The sequence below is a fragment of the Micromonospora sp. WMMD980 genome, assembly GCF_029626035.1.
Lineage (GTDB): Bacteria > Actinomycetota > Actinomycetes > Mycobacteriales > Micromonosporaceae > Micromonospora.
In genome coordinates, this window is the sequence record NZ_JARUBE010000003.1 from 4,620,301 (window position 1) to 4,643,555 (window position 23,255).

The window sequence follows — 23,255 nt, forward strand, 5'->3', positions numbered from 1 at the left end:
GTCAACAACACACGGTTACCATACGTAGCTCCGCCGGGCTTGCCATCGCTAGTCATACTATAGCGTTGAGCTGCACAAACGTCGTCTAGCGTTGCTCGCTACTTGTCACTGGTAGTCAACTCTTGGGAAGGGTTTTCGGGGGGTAAACGATCATCGAGCCGATGCTGCCGTCCCCGCAGTGGATGGGCAGACCGGAGAAGCATCCACGGCGGGCGGTCATCGACGCCATCTTGTACGTGGTGCGCACCGGTTGCGCGTGGCGGTACCTGCCGGTGGACTTCCCGCCGTGGCAGACCGTGTACGCGCACTTCGCCCGGTTGAACAGGCGGGGTGTGACCGAGCGGATCCTGACCGAGTTACGCGAGCAGATCCGGGTGGCTCACGGCCGCGAGCCCGAGCCCACGGCGGGAATCATCGACTCGCAGAGCGTGAGAGGCGCCGACACCGTGCCACGGGACTCCCGCGGCTACGACGCCGGGAAGAAGATCAACGGCCGGAAACGGTTCATCGTCACCGACACCCTCGGCTTGCTGGTCACCGTCTGGGTACTCGCGGCGTCATGGCAGGACCGCGACGGCGCCAAAGGCGCCCTGCTCGCCACCTACGCGGCCACCCCCATCCGGCACGTCTTCGCCGACTCCGGCTTCGCCGGCCGTCTCGTCGACTGGGCCCGTGACCTGCTGCGCACGACCGTCGAGATCGTCCGCAAACCCGCCGACCAACGAGGGTTCGTCGTGCACCCACGCCGCTGGGTCGTGGAGCGGACCCTGGCCTGGCTCACCGCGCACCGCCGCCTGGCCCGCGACTACGAAACCCACCGCGCGACGTCCGAGGCCATGATCAGATGGGCTGCGCTCGGCGGCATGCTCCGCCGCCTTGCCCGAGGCGAAGCCGCCACCCGCCAACAACGCCTCACCTTCAACACACCCGACTGACAGCAATGTGAAACGCGCTCTAAGCCTCGGGGGTCACTTCCGCGCTCAACTCACGCAAAGCACGCTGATCAAGTTTACCGTTCTGTGTGAGCGGCAGCCGGTCTACTCGGACATACTTGCTGGGCACGATGTGCAACGGCAGCGCCTGCCTGCACCAGTTGCGCAACTCGGAGTCGTCCGGGCCGGTGCCCTCTCGGAGAACGTAGTACGCCACCAACCGCTCGATCCCAGCCGCGCCCGCCGACACGATGACGGCCGAACTGGCCACAGCGCTGTGGGCATTCAACCGCTCCTCGATCTCCACTGGCTCGACCCGGTAGCCGCGAAGCTTGAACTGTCGGTCTTGCCTACCCAGGAAATCGAGCCCTCCGTCGGGCAGGACACGCGCCATGTCGCCCGTCCGGTACATCCGCAGCCGACGGCCGTTGACTGTCCGCCATTCGAAACGTTCGGCCGTCAAGTCCGGTCGGTTGAGGTAGCCCCGCGCCATACCCGGAGTGGTGAAGAAAAGGCCACCTGCCACACCCACCGGCACCGTCTCGCCCGAGTCGTCGAGCACGAACGTTTCCGCATCGAAGATCGGCCGACCGATCGAGATGACATGGGGAACCTCGGTCATGAGACAGGCCGTGATGTCCTGGACTGCCTCGGTCGGACCGTATACATTCAACAGCGGCACCGAACTGTGCGCGAACCAGTGGCGCACCAGTGACATGGTGAGCGCTTCGCCACCGCTGCGCAGCAACCGCAACGGTGGCCCGAGCCGAGCGATCGACGCGTCATCTCGTTGGGTCAGATATCTGATCATCGAAGGCGTCAACCACAAAACCGTCACACCCTGATCACTGATGTACTTCACAAGCTGCGCGGCACTGTACTGCCGGCCCTTGAGAACGACCCGGCCACCGGAAACCAGCGGCGCGAAAATCTGCCCGATAGAAGACGCGAATGACAGAGACGAAAATTGAAATACGACGTCGTCCTGGGCCAACCCGAATAGCCGCGCTGTCTTGGTCGCGTTGTCCCGCAGCGCATCCTGCTCGATCTCCACACCTTTCGGCTCACCAGTGGAGCCGGAGGTGTATATGATGTACGCCAGATCTGATCCCGCGTACGACGCATCCGGATCATCTCGAGGTGAATCCGCCAAGCTCGCATCGGACCAGTTCAGAACGACCTCGCTCGGGCCATGCTCGCCGAACCGTCCCTTCGCGCGCTCCTGGGTCACAAGGAACGCCGCGCCGGAGTCCCGCAGCATCAACTGAAGCCGTTCGGTCGGATATTCGGGATCCAAGGGAACGCAACAGCCGCCAGCCTTCAGCACGCCCAGCAACGCGACCACCGCGTCGCTACCGCGATCGACATGCACTCCCACCGGTGAGGACGATCCGATTCCATTCTTCAACAGCAGATGCGCCAACTGGTTCGCGCGCTCGTTCAACTCACCGTAGGACAGGGCCTCACCTTCCGCTGACAGTGCCATACGCTCGGGATGCGCCACCACACGTCGCTGAAATATCTCCACAAGGTTCATCGAAAGCCCCCGAGGTGCCAAGAGTCAGAACAGTGCGAGTCGACAATTACCCCCGACGGTTTGAATCGACAAGCGTCTGCCCGATACTATCACTGGCTGCTATGTATGAGGGTGTCAGTGCAGGGCCCCGGCAAAGTCGTAACGGTGTCCGACTTGTGAGGCTTGGGGTAGAAGCGCCGTTGGTGGTGGCAGCAAGGCGGGCATGACCGGCTCAGAAGATCATCAAGGTTCTCTACGCCATGCTGATCGCCCGAAGTGAGTCATGCCCGCGCTGCCATCATCGCTGATCTCGTCCCTGTCCTGCGCACCGGCTCTGACCGTTGCCGAAACCGCTGGTGGGCTGCCCGAAGCGCTCGCTGGTCTGCCTGATCCACGGGCCCGGCGAGGTGTCCGGCATCGGCTGACGGTCGTGGTCACCGCAGCCGTGTGTGCTGTGGTCGCCGGCTACCGCTCGTACGCCGCGATCGCCGAATGGGTCGCCGACGTGCCGGCCACGACGGCTCTCGCCCTGGGCATGCCTGCCGACCGGCGCCCGTCGGAGGCGATGATCCGCCGGCTGTTACAGGCCATGGACCCGCAGCTACTGACCGCGGCGATCAGTGTCTGGCTCGCCGGCCGGGCCACCGCCACCACCTCAACGGCCGGCCGGGCGATCGCCGTCGACGGCAAGACCCTGCGCGGCTCCCGCACCACCGACACCCCTGCCCGGCACGTGATGACCGCCTGCGACCAGGCCACCGGTGTGGTCCTGGCCAGCATCGACGTCGACGGCAAGACCAACGAGATCACCCGGTTCGCGCCGCTGCTCGACCAGATCAGCGACCTGCGCGACACGGTGATCACCGCCGACGCCCTGCACTGCCAACGCGAGCATGTCGACTACCTCGCCGAGCGCGGCGCGCACTGGATCCTGACCGTCAAAGGCAACCAACCCCACCTGCACGCCCAGCTCACCGCACTGCCCTGGCGGGCAGTCCCCGACGCCACCCGCGACACCGACCGCGGACACGGCCGCCGCGAGATCCGCAGCTGCAAGATCCTGACGATCTCCACCGGCATCGACTTCCCGCACGCCGCCCAAGCCATCCAGATCCGCCGCCGCAGACGCCGCCTCGACCAGCCGAAACGCTTCACCACCGAGACCGTCTACGCCATCACCGACCTCCGCGTCCACCAGGCAAAACCAGCACAACTGGCAGCGTGGACCCGCGAGCACTGGTCGATCGAGAACAAGGTCCACTGGGTCCGCGACGTCACCTACGACGAGGACCGCAGCCAGATCCGCACCGGCACCGGACCCGAGGTCATGGCCGCTCTACGCAACGCCGCGATCGGCGCACTCCGCACCGCTGGCGTCACCAACATCGCCGCCGCCAACCGGCATCACGCCCGCGACAGCATCCGCCCGCTGGCACTGCTCGGCATCACCTGACGACTTTGCCGGGGCCCTGGGTGTCAGGGACAGCACCGCCGACGCGTCTTGACAAGTAGGTTTGGCGTTGGTCGGGGATCGGTGGGAGCGCATGGTCCGGCTCGCCGACCGGTACGCCGCCGCGTTCGTGCCGTTCACCCTGCTGCTGGCCGGGCTCGCCTGGCTGCTGTCCGGCCAGTTCCTCCGGACCGTGGCGGTGCTGGTGGTGGCCACCATGAAACGAAGCGTGCGCTGACTTACTCGGCGGGCCTCGCCTTAGGCTGAGGGCTGACTGCGTCGGTCACTGCCGTCGGCGCGGGCCGCCGGGTTCCGGGCTGAGCGAGCGCACATCGTGATCTTCGATGATGTGCGCGGTGTGTGCTCTCCAGCGGATGCCAACCCGGGTCAGCGGGTACCAACGCGGGTCACCGCAACCAACCGCTGGTCGCAAACCGGGGTTCGTGTGCTCGAGCTGTGGTCCTGGCTTGGGCAAACGGGTGTCCGGGGAACGTAGGTGAACGCGGGCCACTCCCTGCCACCCCAGGTGAACCCCCAGGTCGCTAGACTAGGCCCTCGCGCCCTCGTAGCTCAGGGGATAGAGCATCGGTTTCCTAAGACGACGCTCTATCTGCATCCAGAGGCTCACTACCTGCGGCTTCCTATTCCTTGTCCATATTAGTGGGTCGCAGACGGGCGTTGCTGTGCTCGCTTGCCGAAGATCAGCAGGACAGGCGTAAGCCCTGCTCAGGACCTTCTTCGGCCGTGGGACGCGTCCCTTGCCGAGATCCCGTGAAGTTGCCGCGCCGCGTCAGTTTACGGTGCCGCAAGAGCTCGGGTCAGCAGCGTGGCGAGCTTGGCTGCGCGTGCCAAGTGGTGCTGACCGACCCAGGCAATTCACTGAGCGGCGTTGGGGCTAATAGCCGGGGCCGATGTCAATGTCGGGGTCCTGGTTGGCGAGGCGTTCCTGGCGAGTGAGGTCTTCAAGCCGTTGCCGGAAAGCCGGGAAATCGCTGATGTTCCTCGTCGGGTCAGTGCGGAGTGAGAAGTCTCGCCGTAGCGCCGTGATCTTGATTCTGAGGCCGTCGTGGGCTGCGGAGTCGTCGAGGCTGCTCTCGATCTCGCGCAGGCGGCTGTCGGCGACAGTGCGACTTGCGCCGTCTTGATAGTCGTCGAGAAATCCGCGGACGATGCGTCCCATGCGCTTCTCGCGACGGCGTTGGGTTTCGCTGACCGCGGCGTCTTCGAGCAGGTCGGTCAGGTCGCTCAAGAGCGCGATGAAGTTGTCCTCCAGGGTCTTAACCTCTGCTGGGCGTCGACCGTCACGTGGGATGTGGTTGAGATAACTGACAACTTCGCGGGCGAAGCCGACCTTGTCGATATTCGCGTCGAAGGCCTCGGCGAAGCTGTCCTTCAGGCAATCCCACAACGAGCGGCCTGATTCGAGTCTTGTCTTGAGGCCCGTTTCCTTCAGTTTGGCGGCGTCCTCGTCACCGAGTCCTAGCAGACGGGTGGCGTAGTTCCGCGCGGCGTAGACCGCAATGCGTGCAGGGACAAGATCCTCGATCTCGGTCACGTCCCCGGACTTGGTCGAAGCGGCCACCTTGATGTCATCGGGTGCCGATGCTGCGCGATTGGCAGCCCAGGTGTCCAGGCAAACGACGAACTTCGGGTCGAGGACCGGTTTGCGGTTCGCCTCGCTGCGCCTCAGTTTGCCGACGGCCCTTCGGCCGGCGTCGTCACCGTCGAGGAGCGCTACGCACGGGGGCTTGATCGGGTCGCGGCCGCGGGCGAGGTAGGCGATGTAGGGGACGCTGTCGGCGCTGCCGGCGGGCACGATCGTGACTTCGTTGAGGTCCAGCATCCGGGCGACGTCGGGCCGCCGGACGCGCAGCGCGTTGGACATCCCGGCCAGCATCACTTGGTCGGCGGATCCTTCGACGATGAGGTTCTTGCCACCGATGAAGGCGGTCTCGGCCACGTAGCTGCCCAGGGAGGAGCGCAGGGGCTCGTAGTGGGTGCGGGCGACGTCCCTGACTACGCGGGTGCCTTCTTCTTGAGCTCCCTTGTCGAGGACCCGCAGTCGATCCGCGGCGTTCTTGTTGATCAAGAAGGGTGAGTGGGTGACATAGATGACCTGGTCCGTCCGGCGTCGGTCGTCGGGAATCGCGAAGTTCTCCAGCACGCGCAGGAGGTCCTGCTGGCCGGAGTTCGACAGGTAGGCGTCGGGTTCATCCATGAGCAGGATCTCGTCGCGGTCCTCGGCCGGCCGGTGGGCCCGGAGCTGAACGAAGTAGGCGAGGAAGTGCGTCAGACCCCGGCTGCGTTCGCCGAAGGAGTACTCCGCCCCGGTGCGGTCGCGGATGGTGAACACGAGCTCCCGCTCACGAGTGGTGACGCGGAGTTTGAAGTCGTTGTCCTGGCTCCACCAGCGTGAGAGGTTGAGGTGTCGCGCCAAGCTCTCATTGATCTTGCCCTCAAGGCCACTGACTTCGCCCTCCTTGCCTTCGTTGATGGCCTTCTGGAGCTCCTTGAAGATGCTCTCGTCGATGCGGGCGACATCGACGAGCAGTTTCTTGGCTAGGGCTTGTGCGTTACGTTGAAGTGCTTGCTCGCGGCTGTCCGCCGTCGAGGTCGGGCGACGGAAGAACGACCACAACCGCCGGCCCCACGCCGTTGTGTCGGCGTCGTCGTCGGCATCAATTTGCTCGGCGGCTTCCAGGAACTCACCACGGAGGCGGCGGTCAGCGAGGTTGCCCAGCCGGCCACCCCAGAGCGACGCGATCGGCACGCTGTCGGGAACGGCGATGCTGGTGGAGAACCGTAATACCTGCGGCAAGATGCCTTCGAGCGCCTTCACCTCGGCCGGGTCGTCAAGCTCGACGATGGTCTCGTCCGCCACGATGAAGGGAGGCCCTTCCCCGGGCCGCATGAACAGGAACGTCTCGCCTACCGCCCTGGTCACGTCGAGTGTCGCCAGCAACTCGGACTCCGCCTGCCGGGTGACCATGAAGACGGCGCCCACGTCAGGTATCCGGACTTCGTCGGTCTCGACCGAGAACAGCTGCGAGTAGCGACAGAAGTCGCTACGCGTCACCTCGCGCTCACCCATGACGCACTCGATGGCGTCCAGCAGGTGGCTCTTGCCCGACTCGTTTGCTCCGACGATCGCGGTGATCTGGGGGTCGACGTCGAGGCGCACATGGGGATACCAGCCCTCCGGCAGGATCTCCCACGTCGCACGCTGAGCCTTTTCGTTCGCGCGGCGCTCATAGTCGAAGTTGAAGGACTTGAAAAACCTGACGTACACCCGCGTGAGGCGCACCGGCCCTCCTCGGCATCCCATGTCGCCTGGCACCACACGCCAGCCACGTACGAGGAACCTAGCCGGGGCGTACGACAGAAGGGCAGAGCTGCCCGTCTCGGGCCCCGCCGGATCGATACGTGGTCGATACGTGGCAGCGTGTCCCGACTCTGCCCGGTCGGGCGGGTGCATAGGCTTGCGGCGGAGGTATGGGCGGCGCGGCGCCGGGTACGAAGCCGTGGGTGGCAAGCTGGAGTGGGACGGGGCTGAGGAGCTCGGCGAAGAGCCCTCGTTGCAGCGCGCGGCGTTGGAATTTGGGGTGCTTCGATTAGTCGGCCGCGATCGGTTCATCCGGGGTGTAGTGGTGCAGCCGGACCTGCGGCAAGGCAGTTGACAGAGAAAGCTTGGCCCGGCCCGGTTGGCTTGTGCGAGCGCCGCGGACTGGCGAATGACTGTGGCGCCGGTCTGCTTGTGTACACCGATGCCCGCCTTGCTGGACAAAGGTGCGTAAGCCGCAAATAAGGAACCCTGGCCGACTTCCAGAGTAGGTGTGGCTGAGGCACCGGAACGCCGGCCATGCCGACACCAACGTTGGTGCTCGGGGATCCCTCGGTCGTGCCCCCGCCTACGGAGGCTGAGGACAACGAGGGGCTTGGCCCTTGAGGCAGTCCCAGCACCTTCCGGCAGCCTGGGCCCCCGTTGGTTAAGTCCTCTTTGCTGAACACTCAGACATATTCTCAGGGCCGGTGGGGATACAGGAGCGGAGACGAATAAACCGCCAGGCTATGAACGAGATTAGGAGGGATAACAGCCATGAGCGAGAAGTCCTGGACAGTTGAGCAGCTTCGCGCTGAGGTTGAGCGTTACGAGCGGGCGATTCGCCAAGCTGACATGACCGAGGATACGGTGGAATCGTATGTGAGCCGGGCAAACCGATTCATCTCTTGGCTTGGTCATGACTGGAAACCCTATCGCAATGAATATCAGCACTTGCACAAGTGACATTCCGAGTGCCACGGATCCTGGGGCGCGCGGTACGCGGTGTTCCGCCACTGGCGCCGCGATGGGAACTGGGCGAAGATTCTTGACCGCGTGACAGGCGGTGGCCGACGTGGCTGGGCCGATCACCTGGGACATGTCGGCGGTGCCTGTCACGCCTGCGTCGACAGTATCTCCCCCGGCGGGCATCCTGCCGAGGGTGCGGACATGGACGGGTCGTACGACAGGTTCGGGCGCGGCGGCGCTATCGGCGTTACAAGTTCTCCGCCAGTTGGGCGCGGATATTCGTTGCCGATCCAGTTCGAGGGTGGCTGACCAACGCGCCAGGCTCGTGGGAGGACGTTGTCATCTGCTCGGACGGGCCGGCGGCCGCGGCCATCGACAGGACGGAAATCTCAGACACGAAGTGGAACTTGCGTCTAGCGCACCAGGGCGGTAGGCAACCGGGTCGGACCGCCTCACCAGCCGCCGCCCTGGGTGATCGGCGCTGTGCTACCAGCGGCGTGGGAGTGAGCTCCAGGAAGAGCTTCAGTGGGCGCCGGTTCGGTCGCTTGCTCCGACCGGGATGCCATTACAGCCGTGTCCAGCTCCATCGAGTACGCCGTGCCCCTTACTGTCGGGTGGTGCAGCGATGGGATTCGCTCAATGAGCGGCAGCTCGACCTGCTTCGCCGGATCCACGGCGGTGATGACCTCAGCGGCCCGGATAGCGTCGAGTACCGCCGGTCGGCGCGTGCGCTCCAGGACCGGGGCTTGGTGACGGTGACACGCAAGGCAGGGGTGTGGAGGGCGTGCTCTACCGACGCCGGCCGCTTCTACCTTGAGCATGGCCACCATCCCGATCATCCCGACCACCGTGCTTCCCTCCCGCGGTCCGAGACGCCGGCACTCGGCGGCATCGCCGGCGGCGCTTCGTCGGAGGACCTGCTGCGATCGGCTCGCGAACTGCTCGACCGCCTACAGCACGAGGGCGGCATGGTCCGTATCGAGAGTCCCGACAGTGGAACGCGGGCCCGGTACCGGCGGATTATTCACGCGTTCAAGCAGCAGGGACTTGTGCCATCGGGCCACCATCTGCGCCACACTGGCCGCGACGCCGGGGACATCGTCATCCGCCTCTACGACGATGCAGGTCCGGACGAGACCGACTGGAACCGGATCCGGCTTAACACCCGACGTGTCACCACCGACCCGCATCTGGCGTTCAGCGCTCTCGAAGCCGATCCGACCAATCTCGCCGTCAGCCGGGACTCACTGCCCCGGGCGTTGCTGCTGATCAGGCAGCTCGCCGGCGAGGCGGCCCGGCGTGGGCACCGGCTCGGGGTCAACACCAAGGCGAAACACCCGCGGGTGTTCCTCCAGGCCGGGCAGGTCCGACGCACGGTCACCCTGACCGAGGAACGCGACCAGGTCCCGCACGAACCCACCGCCGAGGAGTTGAAGGTGCTGCGCCTGCGGCCGTGGATGAAACCCGCGGAGTTCGACGTCGTCGACTCCGGCAGGCTCCGCTTGGAGATCGCCCGGGCCGGACACGACAACCGGGACACCTGGACCGACACCGCACGCGTACGTCTGGAACAGCGCGTCGCGCAGATCATCCAAGGGTTCGAGGCTGGCGTCACCGCTGATGAACAGCAACGGCGGGCAGCCGAAGCCGCCCGGGAGAAGGTTGCGGCCGAGCACCGGCGGCGGCAGGAGGAAGCAGCGGCCGAGCGCAGACGGCAGGAGGAGGCCACCCTCGCGCAATGGCACGCCGCGATGGCCGACGCCCGCGTCCGGGCCGCGGACAACATCCGCGCGGAAACCTTCCGCAATGCCTATCAGGCGTGGACCACCGCAGCCGGCATCCGCGCGTTCTGCACCGCCCTTGAACAAGCGGCCGAGGGGAGGACCGGCGCCGGCGGGTACCTCGCCAGCTGGGTCGCGTGGGGCAGGGCCGCCGCCGACCGGATCGACCCCATCCGCAGTCCCCGTGTGCTGGCTGACATCGACTACAACCCCGAACCCGGACCCGACGACCTGCGCCCGTTCCTCGGTGACTGGAGCCCCCACGGGCCACGCAAGGAGCACCGCCCTGATCACGACCGGCAGGCCCACGCCGGCATCCGCCGACAGGCCGAATCGTGGCACCACGGGCTGCTCGACCACGGCGCCTGAAGGGCGTCGAGACCGCAACCGTCGCCACTCCGGCCGGATGCGCACGAGCCTGCGCCGGGACCTGCCGCCATCGCGGCGCGAACCGCCAGCACGACCCGGTACCACGCAACAAGTGACGCTTACCCGAAGGACGGCTGGATGAGAATCGACCCCTCCCGCTTCACCGTCGGCGACGAATGGGCGTACCGGCAGTCGGACCACGCACCGTCCGAACGCGTCCGCATCCTGGCAGTCGAGCCGAAGAAGACCAGCGCCCGCCTCGAGATCAGATTCCTCGACGACCCCGACGAACGGGTGGAGAAGGTCCCCGGGTCGCGGCTGCGGGTGCCGTGGAGCGAGGTTGGGACCTTCGACGCGCTGATGGCGAACTGGCAACGCATCGACGACCTGAGCCTCGATCGCACAGAGGAAGCCTGCGTGGAGGAGATCTTCGGCCTCTTGATCAGCGATGACGTAGCCGAACTGCTCTGGTCCCCGGTGTCATGCGCCACCGATATCCGCGACAGGGCCCGGCTGAGCGAGATCATCGACGGCCCGGTCGACGACATCCTCGCCTCGGCCCAATGGTTCGACCACGACGGCCGGACCATCCTGTCACCGGCCGGCACCCTCCAACTGGTCGAGGCCGCGTCCCGGGCCCATCCAACCCAGGTCCTCGACCTCGTCATCGAGCAGGAAGCCCAGTCCCGCCACAAATGCAAGTTCGGCGATGAGCACCGCGTCGGCCGCGACAGCCGGTCGACGACGCCGGCATGGGAGTACGACTGGTACCGCCGCCACGACCGGCCCCGTCACGAACTACTACGCCAGTGGTGCGGTCACCGGGCAATCACCCACCACGAACGGTTCCTCGCCGCCGAAGCCGAAACCCACCGCCTCGACATCCTGGTAACCGACCTCCTCAAGGCCCTGGACAACCTCGGCGAACACGATCAGGCCGCCCGGTTCGCCGAGGAGCACGAACGCGACCGCATCACACCCCACACGATGCGCCCCGTCGTCGAACGCCCCCTACACCCCTCCGAGATACCCGTACGCGAGATCAAGGTCAGGCGCCGCTGGTGGTGAACACCACCGCGCGACATGGACCGCGATGTTGTCCCTGCGCTCAGCGGGCAGGGACGGTGGCTGCCCGTTGATTTGGATGAGCGGGCGCGTTGCTGTGCTCGCTTGCCGAAGATCAGCGCACAGGCGTAAGTCCTGCTCAGACCGCTCTTCGGTCGGTTTAGAGCGTCCAACAAGCGTAGAGCAACGAGACCAGGGCCCCGGCAAAGTCGTCAGGTGATGCCGAGCAGTGCCAGCGGGCGGATGCTGTCGCGGGCGTGATGCCGGTTGGCGGCGGCGATGTTGGTGACGCCAGCGGTGCGGAGTGCGCCGATCGCGGCGTTGCGTAGAGCGGCCATGACCTCGGGTCCGGTGCCGGTGCGGATCTGGCTGCGGTCCTCGTCGTAGGTGACGTCGCGGACCCAGTGGACCTTGTTCTCGATCGACCAGTGCTCGCGGGTCCACGCTGCCAGTTGTGCTGGTTTTGCCTGGTGGACGCGGAGGTCGGTGATGGCGTAGACGGTCTCGGTGGTGAAGCGTTTCGGCTGGTCGAGGCGGCGTCTGCGGCGGCGGATCTGGATGGCTTGGGCGGCGTGCGGGAAGTCGATGCCGGTGGAGATCGTCAGGATCTTGCAGCTGCGGATCTCGCGGCGGCCGTGTCCGCGGTCGGTGTCGCGGGTGGCGTCGGGGACTGCCCGCCAGGGCAGTGCGGTGAGCTGGGCGTGCAGGTGGGGTTGGTTGCCTTTGACGGTCAGGATCCAGTGCGCGCCGCGCTCGGCGAGGTAGTCGACATGCTCGCGTTGGCAGTGCAGGGCGTCGGCGGTGATCACCGTGTCGCGCAGGTCGCTGATCTGGTCGAGCAGCGGCGCGAACCGGGTGATCTCGTTGGTCTTGCCGTCGACGTCGATGCTGGCCAGGACCACACCGGTGGCCTGGTCGCAGGCGGTCATCACGTGCCGGGCAGGGGTGTCGGTGGTGCGGGAGCCGCGCAGGGTCTTGCCGTCGACGGCGATCGCCCGGCCGGCCGTTGAGGTGGTGGCGGTGGCCCGGCCGGCGAGCCAGACACTGATCGCCGCGGTCAGTAGCTGCGGGTCCATGGCCTGTAACAGCCGGCGGATCATCGCCTCCGACGGGCGCCGGTCGGCAGGCATGCCCAGGGCGAGAGCCGTCGTGGCCGGCACGTCGGCGACCCATTCGGCGATCGCGGCGTACGAGCGGTAGCCGGCGACCACAGCACACACGGCTGCGGTGACCACGACCGTCAGCCGATGCCGGACACCTCGCCGGGCCCGTGGATCAGGCAGACCAGCGAGCGCTTCGGGCAGCCCACCAGCGGTTTCGGCAACGGTCAGAGCCGGTGCGCAGGACAGGGACGAGATCAGCGATGATGGCAGCGCGGGCATGACTCACTTCGGGCGATCAGCATGGCGTAGAGAACCTTGATGATCTTCTGAGCCGGTCATGCCCGCCTTGCTGCCACCACCAACGGCGCTTCTACCCCAAGCCTCACAAGTCGGACACCGTTACGACTTTGCCGGGGCCCTGGCAACGAGACGTCGTCAGCCGGTGTCTGAGCTGAAACAGCTCCGCCCTTCCGCCAAGCCGACGACGGCCCCGGCCAAGGAAGCCGGCCAGGCGGGAACGACATCGTCGTTCCCGCCGCGGCGTGTAAGCCGTACCAAGTACAAGCTATAGGCGGATTAGGTAGCACGCCTCATCGATGAGCTCCTGTTCGCGCCTCTCTAACGCAGCTAGATCCCAGCCTGGCAGCTTCCCCAGATCGCGGTTAAGGCCCACTTGACTTGCCGAATATTGCGGCTGCTTGGTCAGGAAGTCGTCATTACCTGCAGCGGAGTTGTCAGCCGGCGACCAATATGACAAGTTGCCCAACCGGTGAACATGGTCAGCCATAGCAGGATCCGGCACGGTTGGGTTCTGCGGATGAATGTGCTCAATACTTGCTTCGCTTAGGTCGAAGGTCGCCAGCTTGCTGGGTTTCGGAGAACCCTGAGCGCCAGCCTTGAGCCAGCCCCGATAATCTTCGAGAAGGGAAAGTAGTTCGCGAATATTGGGGCGCGCGGAGCCGTTCTGATAGTTCAGCTTGTTCCGCAGGCCGCTCCGGAAGATGTCATCAGAAGCCCGCTTTTCAAGCTGGACACGTAGGAGATTCTTCAGCTCGAACCAGTCTAGCTTGCTTCCGCGGGGCAGCCCGCGAAGACGTCTGCACTCTTTATAGTAAGCACTACTGGCGGGAGCGGTATGTGCACCGCAGATATTCTTATAACGGAAAGCGAATAGCTCGATTATGTGAACGAGTTCGGCGAACCCGGCTTCATCATTGTGAAAACGGGCTGCGAGGAGTAGGGGATCGGCCAGGTCGTGGCGAACGGTATTGACGAGCCGGCTTAGCCGTGAACGATCCCAATCGCCAACCGCGGATTGCGTATTACCCTTCTGTACGGCGAACGGCCAGGTGCCAGAACTGATATCTTGATAGTGCTGGAGCGACTCGTAAAGTGCGTAGAGTTCTTGGTACATCGCATGCGCATGCGCCTGCGACATCGGCACTTCGCGAAACAAGAGTTTCTTCACATCGTCAAACAGGCTCTGGGGTTTGGGTCTGGCACCCACAAGCGAAGCGTGATATACACCTAAGAAGCGATCGACATCCTCGCCACCGATAACTAGAATCTCATCCCAAAGAAGTGCCGCTTGCTCTCGCAGCTGGTCGTAAGCATCCAACATTTCTAGACTATGGCTTCGCAATAGATCGGCGACCGTCAGTCGAGCACCACGATCGTTCAACACTGCGAAAAGACGGTAACCACTAGCCCGGGAATCGCCGACGATATGAATGATGAAGGAGTCTAGCAGAACGGCAGTCTGGAGACGGAGCAAGCTCTGACGAGCGCTGGCAAAGCTTGTTTCGTCTACCGCCTTATCTACGAGCTCCATCCGGAGAGTATGCACGGCATCGACGAGCAGTTGGTGGCTCTCGCGTTCAGTCGTTGGAGGGTCTCCCATGAGAAGCGCTTGGAAGACCGGGTCATCAACCTTACTGAGTCGTAGTCTTGGTTCGGGCTCCTCGCTGCCCTTTTCCACGTCATAACGCTCAAAGTAGAGATAGGAATTCCGGATTTGTTTCGCATAGATGCCAAACTTGTTCGCGTCCTCATTCTCTCCGGCAACTTTCGCCGCCTCTTGGAGGCGATCTGCCTTTCGGGCCAGCTCTGCGAGTAGTAAGCAGAAGGTGGCTAGTCGCTGCTGCCCATCGACAACTTCGAAATAAGAACCACGCGGTTCGCTTGTGTCAGGAACAGAAATTGCCACCATCCCGCCATAAAAATGTCCCGCTTCTCCAGGGTTCTTTGCCAGCAGCCGCTTCAGGTCTTCTATTAAGTCGATGACGTTTTCGTCGGTCCATGCATAGCCTCGTTGATAGCGTGGCACCCGGGCGGGGTACCGGGAGTCCAGCAGGTCTCGGATTCTGAGGCTGGTGGGCTTAACGCCGGCTGCTGTCATGACTGGGCTTGGGTTGCTCACCGCAGGGTCCTCGCTATCGGATCGCATTCTTAGGTTATTCCTCACGTCCGCACCGTTCGCTGCTAATTCTCCCGCTGCGTGCTCTCAAGCTCAGTGACATGAGGTCTCCCAGGCTAGTCAGCACGCTTCGATCGATCATGCGGCGACAGTCCGGACACAGTAAGGTGAGATCTGCGCGTGTGTGGGTCCGCTGACGCGGAGAGGCGTGTGGCGACAGTACTCGACGTAGTCGTTGTCGCGTCCGCCGCATCTTGCGGAAGGTAAAGCCCGTGGCTTTGACAGGCGACTACCGAACGTCGGCGCTTATACACGTCGACTACCTCCAACGCAGCTTTGGGTCTCGTTTCCGACAGAGGTGCAGTCGCTGGGGCGTCCACCCCCTCGCCGGCGCTGAGCCCGTCGAGTTCCATGTTCGCCACCTCCGTCGTGCTGGCTGGCTCGTCCACAGTGCCTCGCCGGATCGCGACAGCCTACCGTTCCATCTTGGCGGCAACTGGGCGCGGCATCCACATGGCACTTAGGGGCACGCACCGTCCAGGTGGGGCTGAGTGCCAAGGAGGTCCTAACGGCCGATCCGGCAGGTCAGGTTCTGTTGATCTTTGTCGTGCAACTGTGCGCGAACCCCGAGTCCTCTCATCCGCGTTCGGTCGTGTAAGCATGGTTCGGTGGCCGACACGAGGCAGGAGACCGGGCGTGGACTTTTTGACGGCTTTGAAGGGTACCGAACCCCGACAGCCGAAAATTACAAGGAAGTTCTACTGCGCGGCATGGTGGTACCCGACGCCAATGTCCTGCTAAACCTGTACCGATATAACACGCAAACGAGAAAAGACCTCTTCGCAGTATTCGGCAAGCTAGGGGCTCGGCTGTGGGTCCCCCATCAGGTGGCGCGCGAGTTCTGGCGAAACAGGGAATCAGCGTCACGAGACCTGAGGGATTCGGCGAACGGAACCATTGCTACCCTTGAGGAGAATCGAAATCGGGCGCTGCAGGAAATCCGAACTTGGGCGAATAGGATAGCTCTCCCATCGGAGCGAATCGCAAGCATGCGGAAGTTGCTGGAAGGCGCATTCGAAGCCGTCGTCGAAGAGGTCAGCGAAGTGGTTAGCGCTGAAACCCTGGGCCCAGCGGCAGACACGAACCGTGATTCAATTCTGCAGTACTTAGAAGCTGTTTTAGATCAACGCGTAGGCCAACCCCTAGACGCCGCCCTCGAGCCTGACGCTGTTAAGGAAGGGTTGCGGCGCATTGCGGAGGAAATACCGCCTGGCTACAAAGACAAAGGGAAGTCAGATGGTCGTGAGGTCGGCGACTACCTCCTGTGGGCGCAGGTTCTTGAAGAAGCGGAGCGGCGAAAGTGTGACGTTCTGATAGTTACCGGCGACGTCAAAGAAGACTGGTGGCGAAAGGAACGCGGAGAGTTGCGCGGCCCCCGGCTAGAGTTGATCGCCGAACTAAGAAGGCGGACCGGATGCAACTTATACATGCTACGTCCCGACAGCCTACTCATTCATGCCAAAGACGTGCTGCGGCTTGCCATCAGTGACAAGTCTGTCCAGGAGGTTGAGCGCGTTGAGCGTTCCCTGTCTACAGGCTTTTCAACAGATGGCAGTGGGTCTGATGGTCGATTCCTCTTGGACAAACTTCCTGAGGGCCGTAAGGGTGGGTACCTGAATATCATTGCCGAGATGACTCGACTTGCAAGGGACTCTCCCGGACTGGATGAATTTCTCTCGCGATTCCAGGACCGTTTTCCATCCATCACGCTTAAGGATGTTGCTCGCCGACGCATGCGCGTCCTCGTGTCGCTTGGACTTGCAAATATCGCCGACAACTCGGTTGTGCTCACGTCCTTCGGTCGTGCCCTCGTGCGTGAGCCGCGCCTCGAGGCCCTTCAAGAAGCGATGCTAAGTCGAATTCAAGGCGCTGCGGAGGTAATGGATTTGGCCCAGAGCTACCCGATGAGCGAGCTGCGCGCTAAGTTGCATGCTGGACCGCCCGCAGGGCTGAGCGCCACTCAGGCGAGGCTGGTATTGCGCTGGCTGGAGCAACTGGAGCTTATCTAGCGAGTCCCTAATGTGGATCGGCGGCCAGCCAGATCGCAGACCTTGCTGACGCCGAACCTTCGTGGTGCTGCCCCGACCCTGGGTCGTCGAGCGAACTTCGTCTGGATCGGCAAGAAACGCCGCTGCGCCTGCGACTACGAACACCCGCCCAGCACCCACGCCGCATTCGTCACCTCGGCCATGATCCACGTCATGGTTACCCGCTCCACCTTGTAGCCACCAGCGATCCCGTTACCGCTGCTCGAATCCCGTTCCTGGCGGTCGCTGCATGTCGCAAGTCTCACGTAGACGATGACCCCACAGCTGGACCCCCTTGACTATGCCGAGCAGCTCACTGTCAATCGGGTCACCGGCACCGCATGTCCACTCACCCAGCAGGTCCCCGCCCGCTAGGACGACCTGCACCGCAACCTGCACCTCGGGGTCGTCGGCCGCTACTACTCCGAGGTCGACGCGAGTTGTCTGGGGGTCCTCGTACTCGGCGGGCTCGTGTTGTGGTGGCGCTGGCATCGTCCCCGGACAGGCGGGCACGGCGGCTGTTCGGGCTGGACCTGGGCGCCCGAGCGGAGCCTGTCAAGTCAACTGAGACATTTTCTTGATTTTGTTTAGCTTTGTGCTGCTGGTTGGTTGGGCACGGGCGAGGCGGTGGTCTGTTCGGGGTCGCTGTTGTCGGGTTTGTTGATCCATGCCCGGTCCGGGAGGCGGGGCGGGCGTGGACGGCGGCGGCCGAACCGTTGCGGGTGCGCTGCCCAGGCCGCGTCGAGGGTCTGTTGCCGCTGTTCACGGATCTGCCCGGCGGTGCCGTGATGCACCGATGCCGGGGTGTGCAGGCCGACCCCGGAGTGCCGGTGCTCGTGGTTGTAGTAGGTGTAGAACGCCTCGCAGTGCTGCCGGGCGTGCTGGATCGACCCGAACCGCTCGGGAAACGTCGGGTCGTACTTCAACGTCTTGAAGCTCGCCTCGATGTACGGATTGTCGTTCGATGTCTTCGGACGGCTGTGGCTACGGCCGATCTTCAGATCGGTCAGCAGCTGGGTGACGGTCTTGCTGGTCATCGCGGCGCCACGGTCGGCGTGCACGGTCAACTGATCGGCATCGACGCGTTCGCGGGCGGCCGCGTCAGCGATCAGCGCCTCGGCGAGCTGGCCGTCCTCGTGCGCGGCGACCAGGTGCCCGACGACGTAACGGGACCAGATGTCGATCACGGTGTAGAGGTGGAACCAGACGCCCTTCTGCGGGCCGCGCAGCTTGGTGATGTCCCAGGACCAGACCTGGTTCGCCGCGTCGGCCACGAGTTCGGGTTTGGTGCGGGCCGGATGGCTGGCCTGGCTGCGGCGTTCGCCGCTCTGCCCGGCAGCCCGCAAGATCCGGTACATCGTGGACTCCGAGCACCACCAGCGGCCCTCGTCGAGCTCGCGGGCCCACACCTGCGCCGGCGCCAGATCTTGGTACTCGGGCCGGTTTAGCAGTTGCAGCACCTGCTCACGTTCCGCCTCGGACAACGCCGACGGCGGTGGCCTGCGCGCGGTCCGCGGCCGTGAGATTAGCGGTGGTACGCGGTGCCGGTAGAGCGTCGCGCGGGAAACACCGGTCAGCCGGCAGGCCCCGGCGATGCCCCACGCCGGGGTCAGCGCCTGCTGTGCCTCGGCGAGGACGGGTTCGGCATCGGCGCGGAATCCGCGCTCTCGGAGAGCAGTTCCAAGAGCGCGTGCGCTTTTCCCATGATCTGCAAAGCGGTCTCAGTCTTGGCCAGCTTGGCCTGCAAGCGGGCGTTCTCCCGCTGAAGACGGGCAAGTTCGGCGCTCTCGGCCTTCTTCGCTGCCCGCGCGGCCGATTGCCGCCGGTCCGTCAAGCCGGCCGACGCTCCGGCGTCTCGGGCCTTGCGCCAGTCGAGAATGTGTGACCCGTACAACCGTTCCCGGCGCAGAATCGCCCCGCGAGCCGCCGCGTCCGGCGCCGCGTCGTACTCGTCCAGGATCCGCGCCTTGAACTCTGCGGTGAATGTCCGCCGCTGGGGCCGGGCGTCCGGATCCAGGCTCTCGTGGGGCTTCGACGTTATGCTAATGATCTCTCCTCAGGACCGTCCAGGAAGAGTATCCCCTGGTAGACGGGCTGTCTCACATCAGCGTGACAGGGAGGGGAGGCTGGGTACGGCGCGCACGCGGTTGGCACGCCGCCACTCCCTGGGGTCGTTGGCCGAAGGTTGGCTGCCTGCGCTGCCGACCAACAGGGACAATTCGCGGACCAGGTAGTCGATGGTCTGACCGCTACCGGCCGACCGGGTCAAGACACGATCTCAGGCCGTAATGAGGTCTCGCACTCGAGCCACCGCTTCCTGCCAGTCGACCGACTCGGTCATGTGGGTCCAGGACAGGCGCAGCGCGCTGCGCACCTGATCTTGTGGTAGCGCCATCGCGGTCAGTACGTGGCTGGGTTCGTACGAGGCTGAGGTGCAGGCGGATCCATTGGACACGGCGAGTAGACCACGCCAGGCGACCATGACGGCCTCCGAGTCGAGACCGGGGAGTGAGAGGTTCAGCACGTGCGCCATGGTGTGTTCGGCAGCACCGTGGACCTGCGGGTGTAGCGGCGCGAGGCCGCGAAGGACCTCTTGCCGATAGGCGGCGCAGCTTGCTTGCCGGTCGGCGTGTTCAGTCAGGGCGAGTTCGCTGGCAAGGCCCAGTCCGGCGATGAGCGCTACCGGCAGAGTGCCTGGTCGGAGGCCGCGCTCTTGGCCTCCCCCTACCAACAGCGGGGTCAGCGGGGGGCGACGGAACCCGCGCTTGCGAGCGATCAGCGCGCCGACGCCTTTGGGAGCGAAGATCTTGTGCCCGGAGGCAGAGATTAGGTCAATACGGTGGTGCTGTAGTTCGGGCACGATCTTGCCGAACGCCTGGGCCGCGTCGATGTGTAGGTACGGCGGCTCGTCCTTGAGCAGGCGGCACAACTGAGGGACTGGCTGGATGACCCCCGTCTCGTTATTAGCTGCCATCATCGACACCACGAGAGTGTCCGGCCGAACCTTTGCGGCGATCTGTTCTGCCGACACCCGGCCAGATGGATCTGGTTTGACCAGGTCAACCTCGAAGCCGCTGCTCGCCAGTCGCTGGAGCGGCTCGAGGACCGCTTTGTGTTCGATGGCGGTGGAGACGATGTGCCGCTTGCCGGTGCGCTCCCCTTCGGACGCGAGGCCGAGAAGTGCAATGTTGTTCGCCTCCGTCGCGCCAGAAGTGAAGATGACCTCGTCGTCCGTGCAATGGACCACCTGGGCGACCTGTCGCCGCGCTCGTGCCACGGCGGTCTGCGCGGCGTGTCCGATCTCGTGCGTCCGGCTGCCGGCGTTGCCGAACTCTTCCGTGAGGTATCTCATGACGAGGTCAGCAACGCGCTTGTCGACGGGCGTGGTGGCGCTCGCGTCCAGGTAGACGGTCATCGACGGGTACCTCCCTGGTCGAGCATGGCGGCGACCGCCATGCCGGCGACCTGCCGGCGGCTTGACTCACCCATCGGCGAAACCGTGGCAGGTTTGACGTTCGTACGTTTCTAACTTAACGTAGGGCGTGCGTGATCAACGGGAGGGCGGCACCGGTGAACTCGACGTGCCGAACATGAGCGCTGCAGCGCCTCTTTCAGGAATCTACGAGTATGCCTTTCCCGCTATTCGTGGGGTGCAGGCCGGTCGGGTGTACTTCGTGTCGATGTGTCCGCTCAAGCTGCTTGCCAAAATGTTCGTGTGGGATGACGACGACCTGCCGGTGCAGCTGCGTGCGCAGCGCACCTTGAACAAAGGGCGGATACCCGAGATCACCCGCTACATCGAGGAGAACGCCACCTCGTACACGTTTTCCGCAATCACCGCATCGGTGGATGCCTCGGTGCGGTTCGTCCCGGCGCAAGCTGCCGAAGCGAACTCCGGGCTGGGCACGTTGCGCATCCCGATGGACGGCCGGTTCGTAATTAACGACGGCCAACACCGTCGCGCGGCGATCGAACAGGCGTTACGCAACAGTCCGGAACTCGGAGACGAGACGATCGCAGTGGTGTTCTTCCTCGACAAAGGCCTGGAACGCTGCCAGCAGATGTTCGCCGACCTCAACCGGCACGCGGTTCGACCCTCCCCGTCCATAGGCGTGCTCTATGACCATCGCGATCCGCTGGCGGCGGTGACTAGGGCGGTGGTGGAGCAATCTCCGATCTTGCGCGGGGTGGTTGAACATGCATCGACCTCGCTTGCGAAGGCCTCGCGGAAGATGTTCACGCTCTCTGCCGTCCACGGAGCACACAAGGCCCTTTTCGCCGGGGTAACCGGCCTGAGTCAGCATCAGATGATCGACACCGCGCTAGGCATGTGGGAAGCGCTCAACGCGCAGTTCCCGGAGTGGACGATGATCCGTGCCCGGGAAGTCCCTGCCCCTGAAATCCGCCGCGACTTCATCCACACCCACGGCATCCTGCTGACGGCCCTGGGACGGGTCTGCAACACACTGCTGCTCGACGAAATCCCCTGCCAGCAGTGGCCGCAGCAGCTGCGACCACTGTCACAGATGGACTGGTCACGGACCAACACCGCGTTGTGGGAAGGCCGCGCCCTGGTCGGCGGCGTCGTCAGCAAGGCAAGCTCGAACATCGTGCTCACCACAGCAGCCCTGCGTAGCCACCTCGGCATGGCCCTGTCGGCTGAGGAAGAGAAGGCTGAACAACACCGGAAGGCACAATCATGAGCAAGGTGATGGTCCCGGCACCCCGGCGCCGGCCGTTCGGTGAGCTAGGCCTCGCCAAGACTGTGCAGGCCGTTGTGAACGAGATCGCTGAGCTGTACAAGGCCGACAGCATCCCGTGGGTGATCGGATACTCCGGCGGCAAGGACTCGACCGCAACCCTGCAGCTGGTCTGGACGGCTTTGCAAAAACTTCCCGCCTCGGCGTTGACCAAGCCCGTTCATGTGATCAGCACGGACACGCTGGTGGAGAACCCCATCGTCTCGGCATGGGTGAACCGCAGTCTCGACGTGATGGGCACTCGGGCCGCCGAACTCGGGTTGCCGCTGACGCCCCATAAGCTCACACCGGAACTCGCCGACACCTTCTGGGTGAACTTGATCGGTAAGGGGTACCCCGCTCCTCGGCCGCGTTTTCGTTGGTGCACCGAACGGCTGAAGATTAAGCCGTCCAACACCTTCATCCGCTCGATGGTACGAGCACACGGTGAGGCCATCCTCGTCCTCGGAATGCGCAAGCAGGAGTCAGCGACTAGGTCACGGGTGATGACGGCGCACGAGGCGTATCGGGTCCGCGAACGTCTCGCGCCGAACGCCAGCCTGCCGAACTCGCTGGTTTACACGCCGGTTGAAACCTGGAGTTCCGATGAGGTGTGGATGTACCTCATGCAAGTCGACAACCCGTGGGGCTATTCCAATCGCGATCTGCTGACCATGTACCAAGGGGCATCAGAAGACAACGAGTGCCCCCTGGTCGTTGACACCTCGACGCCCAGCTGCGGTGACAGCCGCTTCGGCTGTTGGACCTGTACACTGGTTGATCAGGACAAATCCATGACGGCCATGGTGCTCAACGACGCGGACAAGGCCTGGATGGAGCCGTTGCTGACACTGCGCAACGAACTCGACCTTCAGGATGACCGTCAGCTGCGCGACTTCCGGCGGATGAACGGTTCGGTACAGCTGTTCAACGACGAACCGCGGCCGATCCACGGTCCCTACACACAACCATCGCGGCAGCGGTGGCTACGCCGGCTGTTGGAGGCGCAGGAGGAGGTCCGCCGGACTGGGCCGCCAGAAGTCGCGCAGATCGACCTGATCACCCTCGCCGAGCTCGAGGAGATCCGCCGCATCTGGGTCGTGGAGAAACACGAATTCGAAGACACGCTTCCACGTATCTACGCCGAAGCGACCGGGCGACCGTACCCCGGTAAACCTCTTGATGAGGCGTTGCCGCTCGGGGCAGTCGAGGTGGAACTGCTCGCCGAGATTTGCGGCGACGACCGGCTTCAGTTCGAAACCGTCCGTGAACTGCTGGACGTAGAACGCCGGCACCGTAACCAGGTCCGTCGCGCGGGGCTGTTCACGGCGTTGGAGAATGCCTTGGCCAAGGGTTTCTACCGCGATCAGGACGATGCCGTCGACTACGCCCGCCGTCAGAAGGCGACCCGCGAGGCATTCAACGCCGACGACCTCGCCAGCGGGAACTTGCAGCTGATCCTCGACGCCGGTGCCGGCGACACGTCCGCGTTCGACGACATCTCCTAGG

At 64.3% G+C, this 23,255-nt stretch carries 17 protein-coding genes; 10 read left to right on the plus strand and 7 right to left on the minus strand.

Annotation, left to right across the window (positions count from 1 at the left end; translation table 11 throughout):
* Positions 1 to 161: 161 nt before the first annotated feature.
* Positions 162 to 935 carry an IS5 family transposase gene (locus tag O7618_RS21705; RefSeq protein WP_278107967.1) on the plus strand — a complete coding sequence of 258 codons (774 nt, stop codon included), beginning with the start codon at positions 162 to 164 and terminating at the stop codon, positions 933 to 935.
* A gap of 19 nt (positions 936 to 954) precedes the next feature.
* On the opposite strand, the gene O7618_RS21710 is transcribed toward O7618_RS21705, so the two are convergent.
* Complete coding sequence (locus O7618_RS21710; protein ID WP_278107968.1) at positions 955 to 2,469, minus strand: amino acid adenylation domain-containing protein; 1,515 nt, start codon at positions 2,467 to 2,469, stop codon at positions 955 to 957.
* A 262-nt stretch (positions 2,470 to 2,731) separates the two neighbouring features.
* Here O7618_RS21710 and O7618_RS21715 point away from each other — a divergent pair, with 262 nt between their 5' ends.
* Both O7618_RS21715 and O7618_RS21720 read left to right on the plus strand, forming a co-directional pair.
* The gene (locus O7618_RS21715; protein ID WP_278104995.1) at positions 2,732 to 3,901 is read left to right on the plus strand and encodes an ISAs1 family transposase; all 1,170 of its coding nucleotides are present in this window, start codon (positions 2,732 to 2,734) and stop codon (positions 3,899 to 3,901) included.
* A 67-nt stretch (positions 3,902 to 3,968) separates the two neighbouring features.
* A complete protein-coding gene (locus O7618_RS21720; protein ID WP_278110252.1) occupies positions 3,969 to 4,136 on the plus strand; it encodes a hypothetical protein in 168 nt (55 codons plus the stop codon).
* Positions 4,137 to 4,793: 657 nt separating this feature from the next.
* Here O7618_RS21720 and O7618_RS21725 read toward each other — a convergent pair.
* Entirely contained in the window at positions 4,794 to 7,202 is a 2,409-nt protein-coding gene (locus O7618_RS21725) for an AAA family ATPase (RefSeq protein WP_278107969.1), read from the minus strand.
* Positions 7,203 to 7,994: 792 nt separating this feature from the next.
* On the opposite strand from O7618_RS21725, the gene O7618_RS21730 reads away from it, so the two are divergent.
* The 3 genes from O7618_RS21730 (at position 7,995) to O7618_RS21740 (ending at position 11,404) form a co-directional block, all read left to right on the plus strand.
* Positions 7,995 to 8,183, plus strand: a complete 189-nt coding sequence (locus O7618_RS21730; protein WP_278107970.1) for a hypothetical protein — start codon at positions 7,995 to 7,997, stop codon at positions 8,181 to 8,183.
* Positions 8,184 to 8,803: 620 nt separating this feature from the next.
* Positions 8,804 to 10,336 carry a hypothetical protein gene (locus O7618_RS21735; RefSeq protein WP_278107971.1) on the plus strand — a complete coding sequence of 511 codons (1,533 nt, stop codon included), beginning with the start codon at positions 8,804 to 8,806 and terminating at the stop codon, positions 10,334 to 10,336.
* A 138-nt stretch (positions 10,337 to 10,474) separates the two neighbouring features.
* Positions 10,475 to 11,404, plus strand: coding sequence for a hypothetical protein (locus O7618_RS21740; RefSeq protein ID WP_278107972.1), 930 nt, complete (start codon positions 10,475 to 10,477; stop codon positions 11,402 to 11,404).
* A 209-nt stretch (positions 11,405 to 11,613) separates the two neighbouring features.
* Here the strand turns inward: O7618_RS21740 and O7618_RS21745 are convergent, their stop codons facing one another.
* Positions 11,614 to 12,783 carry an ISAs1 family transposase gene (locus O7618_RS21745; RefSeq protein ID WP_278104995.1) on the minus strand — a complete coding sequence of 390 codons (1,170 nt, stop codon included), beginning with the start codon at positions 12,781 to 12,783 and terminating at the stop codon, positions 11,614 to 11,616.
* 286 nt (positions 12,784 to 13,069) lie between these two features.
* On the minus strand, positions 13,070 to 14,923 hold the full coding sequence (locus O7618_RS21750) for a DUF262 domain-containing HNH endonuclease family protein (RefSeq protein ID WP_278107973.1): 1,854 nt from the start codon (positions 14,921 to 14,923) through the stop codon (positions 13,070 to 13,072).
* Positions 14,924 to 15,588: 665 nt separating this feature from the next.
* On the opposite strand from O7618_RS21750, the gene O7618_RS21755 reads away from it, so the two are divergent.
* Together O7618_RS21755 and O7618_RS21760 are read left to right on the plus strand one after the other, a co-directional pair.
* Complete coding sequence (locus O7618_RS21755) at positions 15,589 to 16,989, plus strand: PIN domain-containing protein (protein WP_278107974.1); 1,401 nt, start codon at positions 15,589 to 15,591, stop codon at positions 16,987 to 16,989.
* 399 nt (positions 16,990 to 17,388) lie between these two features.
* On the plus strand, positions 17,389 to 17,598 hold the full coding sequence (locus O7618_RS21760; protein ID WP_278110109.1) for a PepSY domain-containing protein: 210 nt from the start codon (positions 17,389 to 17,391) through the stop codon (positions 17,596 to 17,598).
* Here the strand turns inward: O7618_RS21760 and O7618_RS21765 are convergent.
* From O7618_RS21765 to dndA, 3 genes are all read right to left on the minus strand, one after another.
* Complete coding sequence (locus O7618_RS21765) at positions 17,595 to 18,620, minus strand: IS3 family transposase (RefSeq protein WP_347405420.1); 1,026 nt, start codon at positions 18,618 to 18,620, stop codon at positions 17,595 to 17,597. The genes O7618_RS21760 and O7618_RS21765 overlap by 4 nt on opposite strands.
* Positions 18,617 to 18,841, minus strand: a complete 225-nt coding sequence (locus O7618_RS21770; RefSeq protein WP_278104785.1) for a hypothetical protein — start codon at positions 18,839 to 18,841, stop codon at positions 18,617 to 18,619. Before O7618_RS21770 ends, O7618_RS21765 begins: the two co-directional genes overlap by 4 nt.
* A 444-nt stretch (positions 18,842 to 19,285) precedes the next feature.
* Positions 19,286 to 20,422: a cysteine desulfurase DndA gene (gene dndA, locus O7618_RS21775; RefSeq protein WP_278107975.1), complete on the minus strand. Its 1,137-nt coding sequence runs from the start codon at positions 20,420 to 20,422 to the stop codon at positions 19,286 to 19,288.
* 127 nt (positions 20,423 to 20,549) lie between these two features.
* Here dndA and dndB point away from each other — a divergent pair, with 127 nt between their 5' ends.
* Both dndB and dndC read left to right on the plus strand, forming a co-directional pair.
* On the plus strand, positions 20,550 to 21,710 hold the full coding sequence (gene dndB, locus O7618_RS21780; protein WP_278107976.1) for a DNA sulfur modification protein DndB: 1,161 nt from the start codon (positions 20,550 to 20,552) through the stop codon (positions 21,708 to 21,710).
* Positions 21,707 to 23,254: a DNA phosphorothioation system sulfurtransferase DndC gene (gene dndC / locus O7618_RS21785; RefSeq protein WP_278107977.1), complete on the plus strand. Its 1,548-nt coding sequence runs from the start codon at positions 21,707 to 21,709 to the stop codon at positions 23,252 to 23,254. Before dndB ends, dndC begins: the two co-directional genes overlap by 4 nt.
* Position 23,255: the final 1 nt, after the last annotated feature.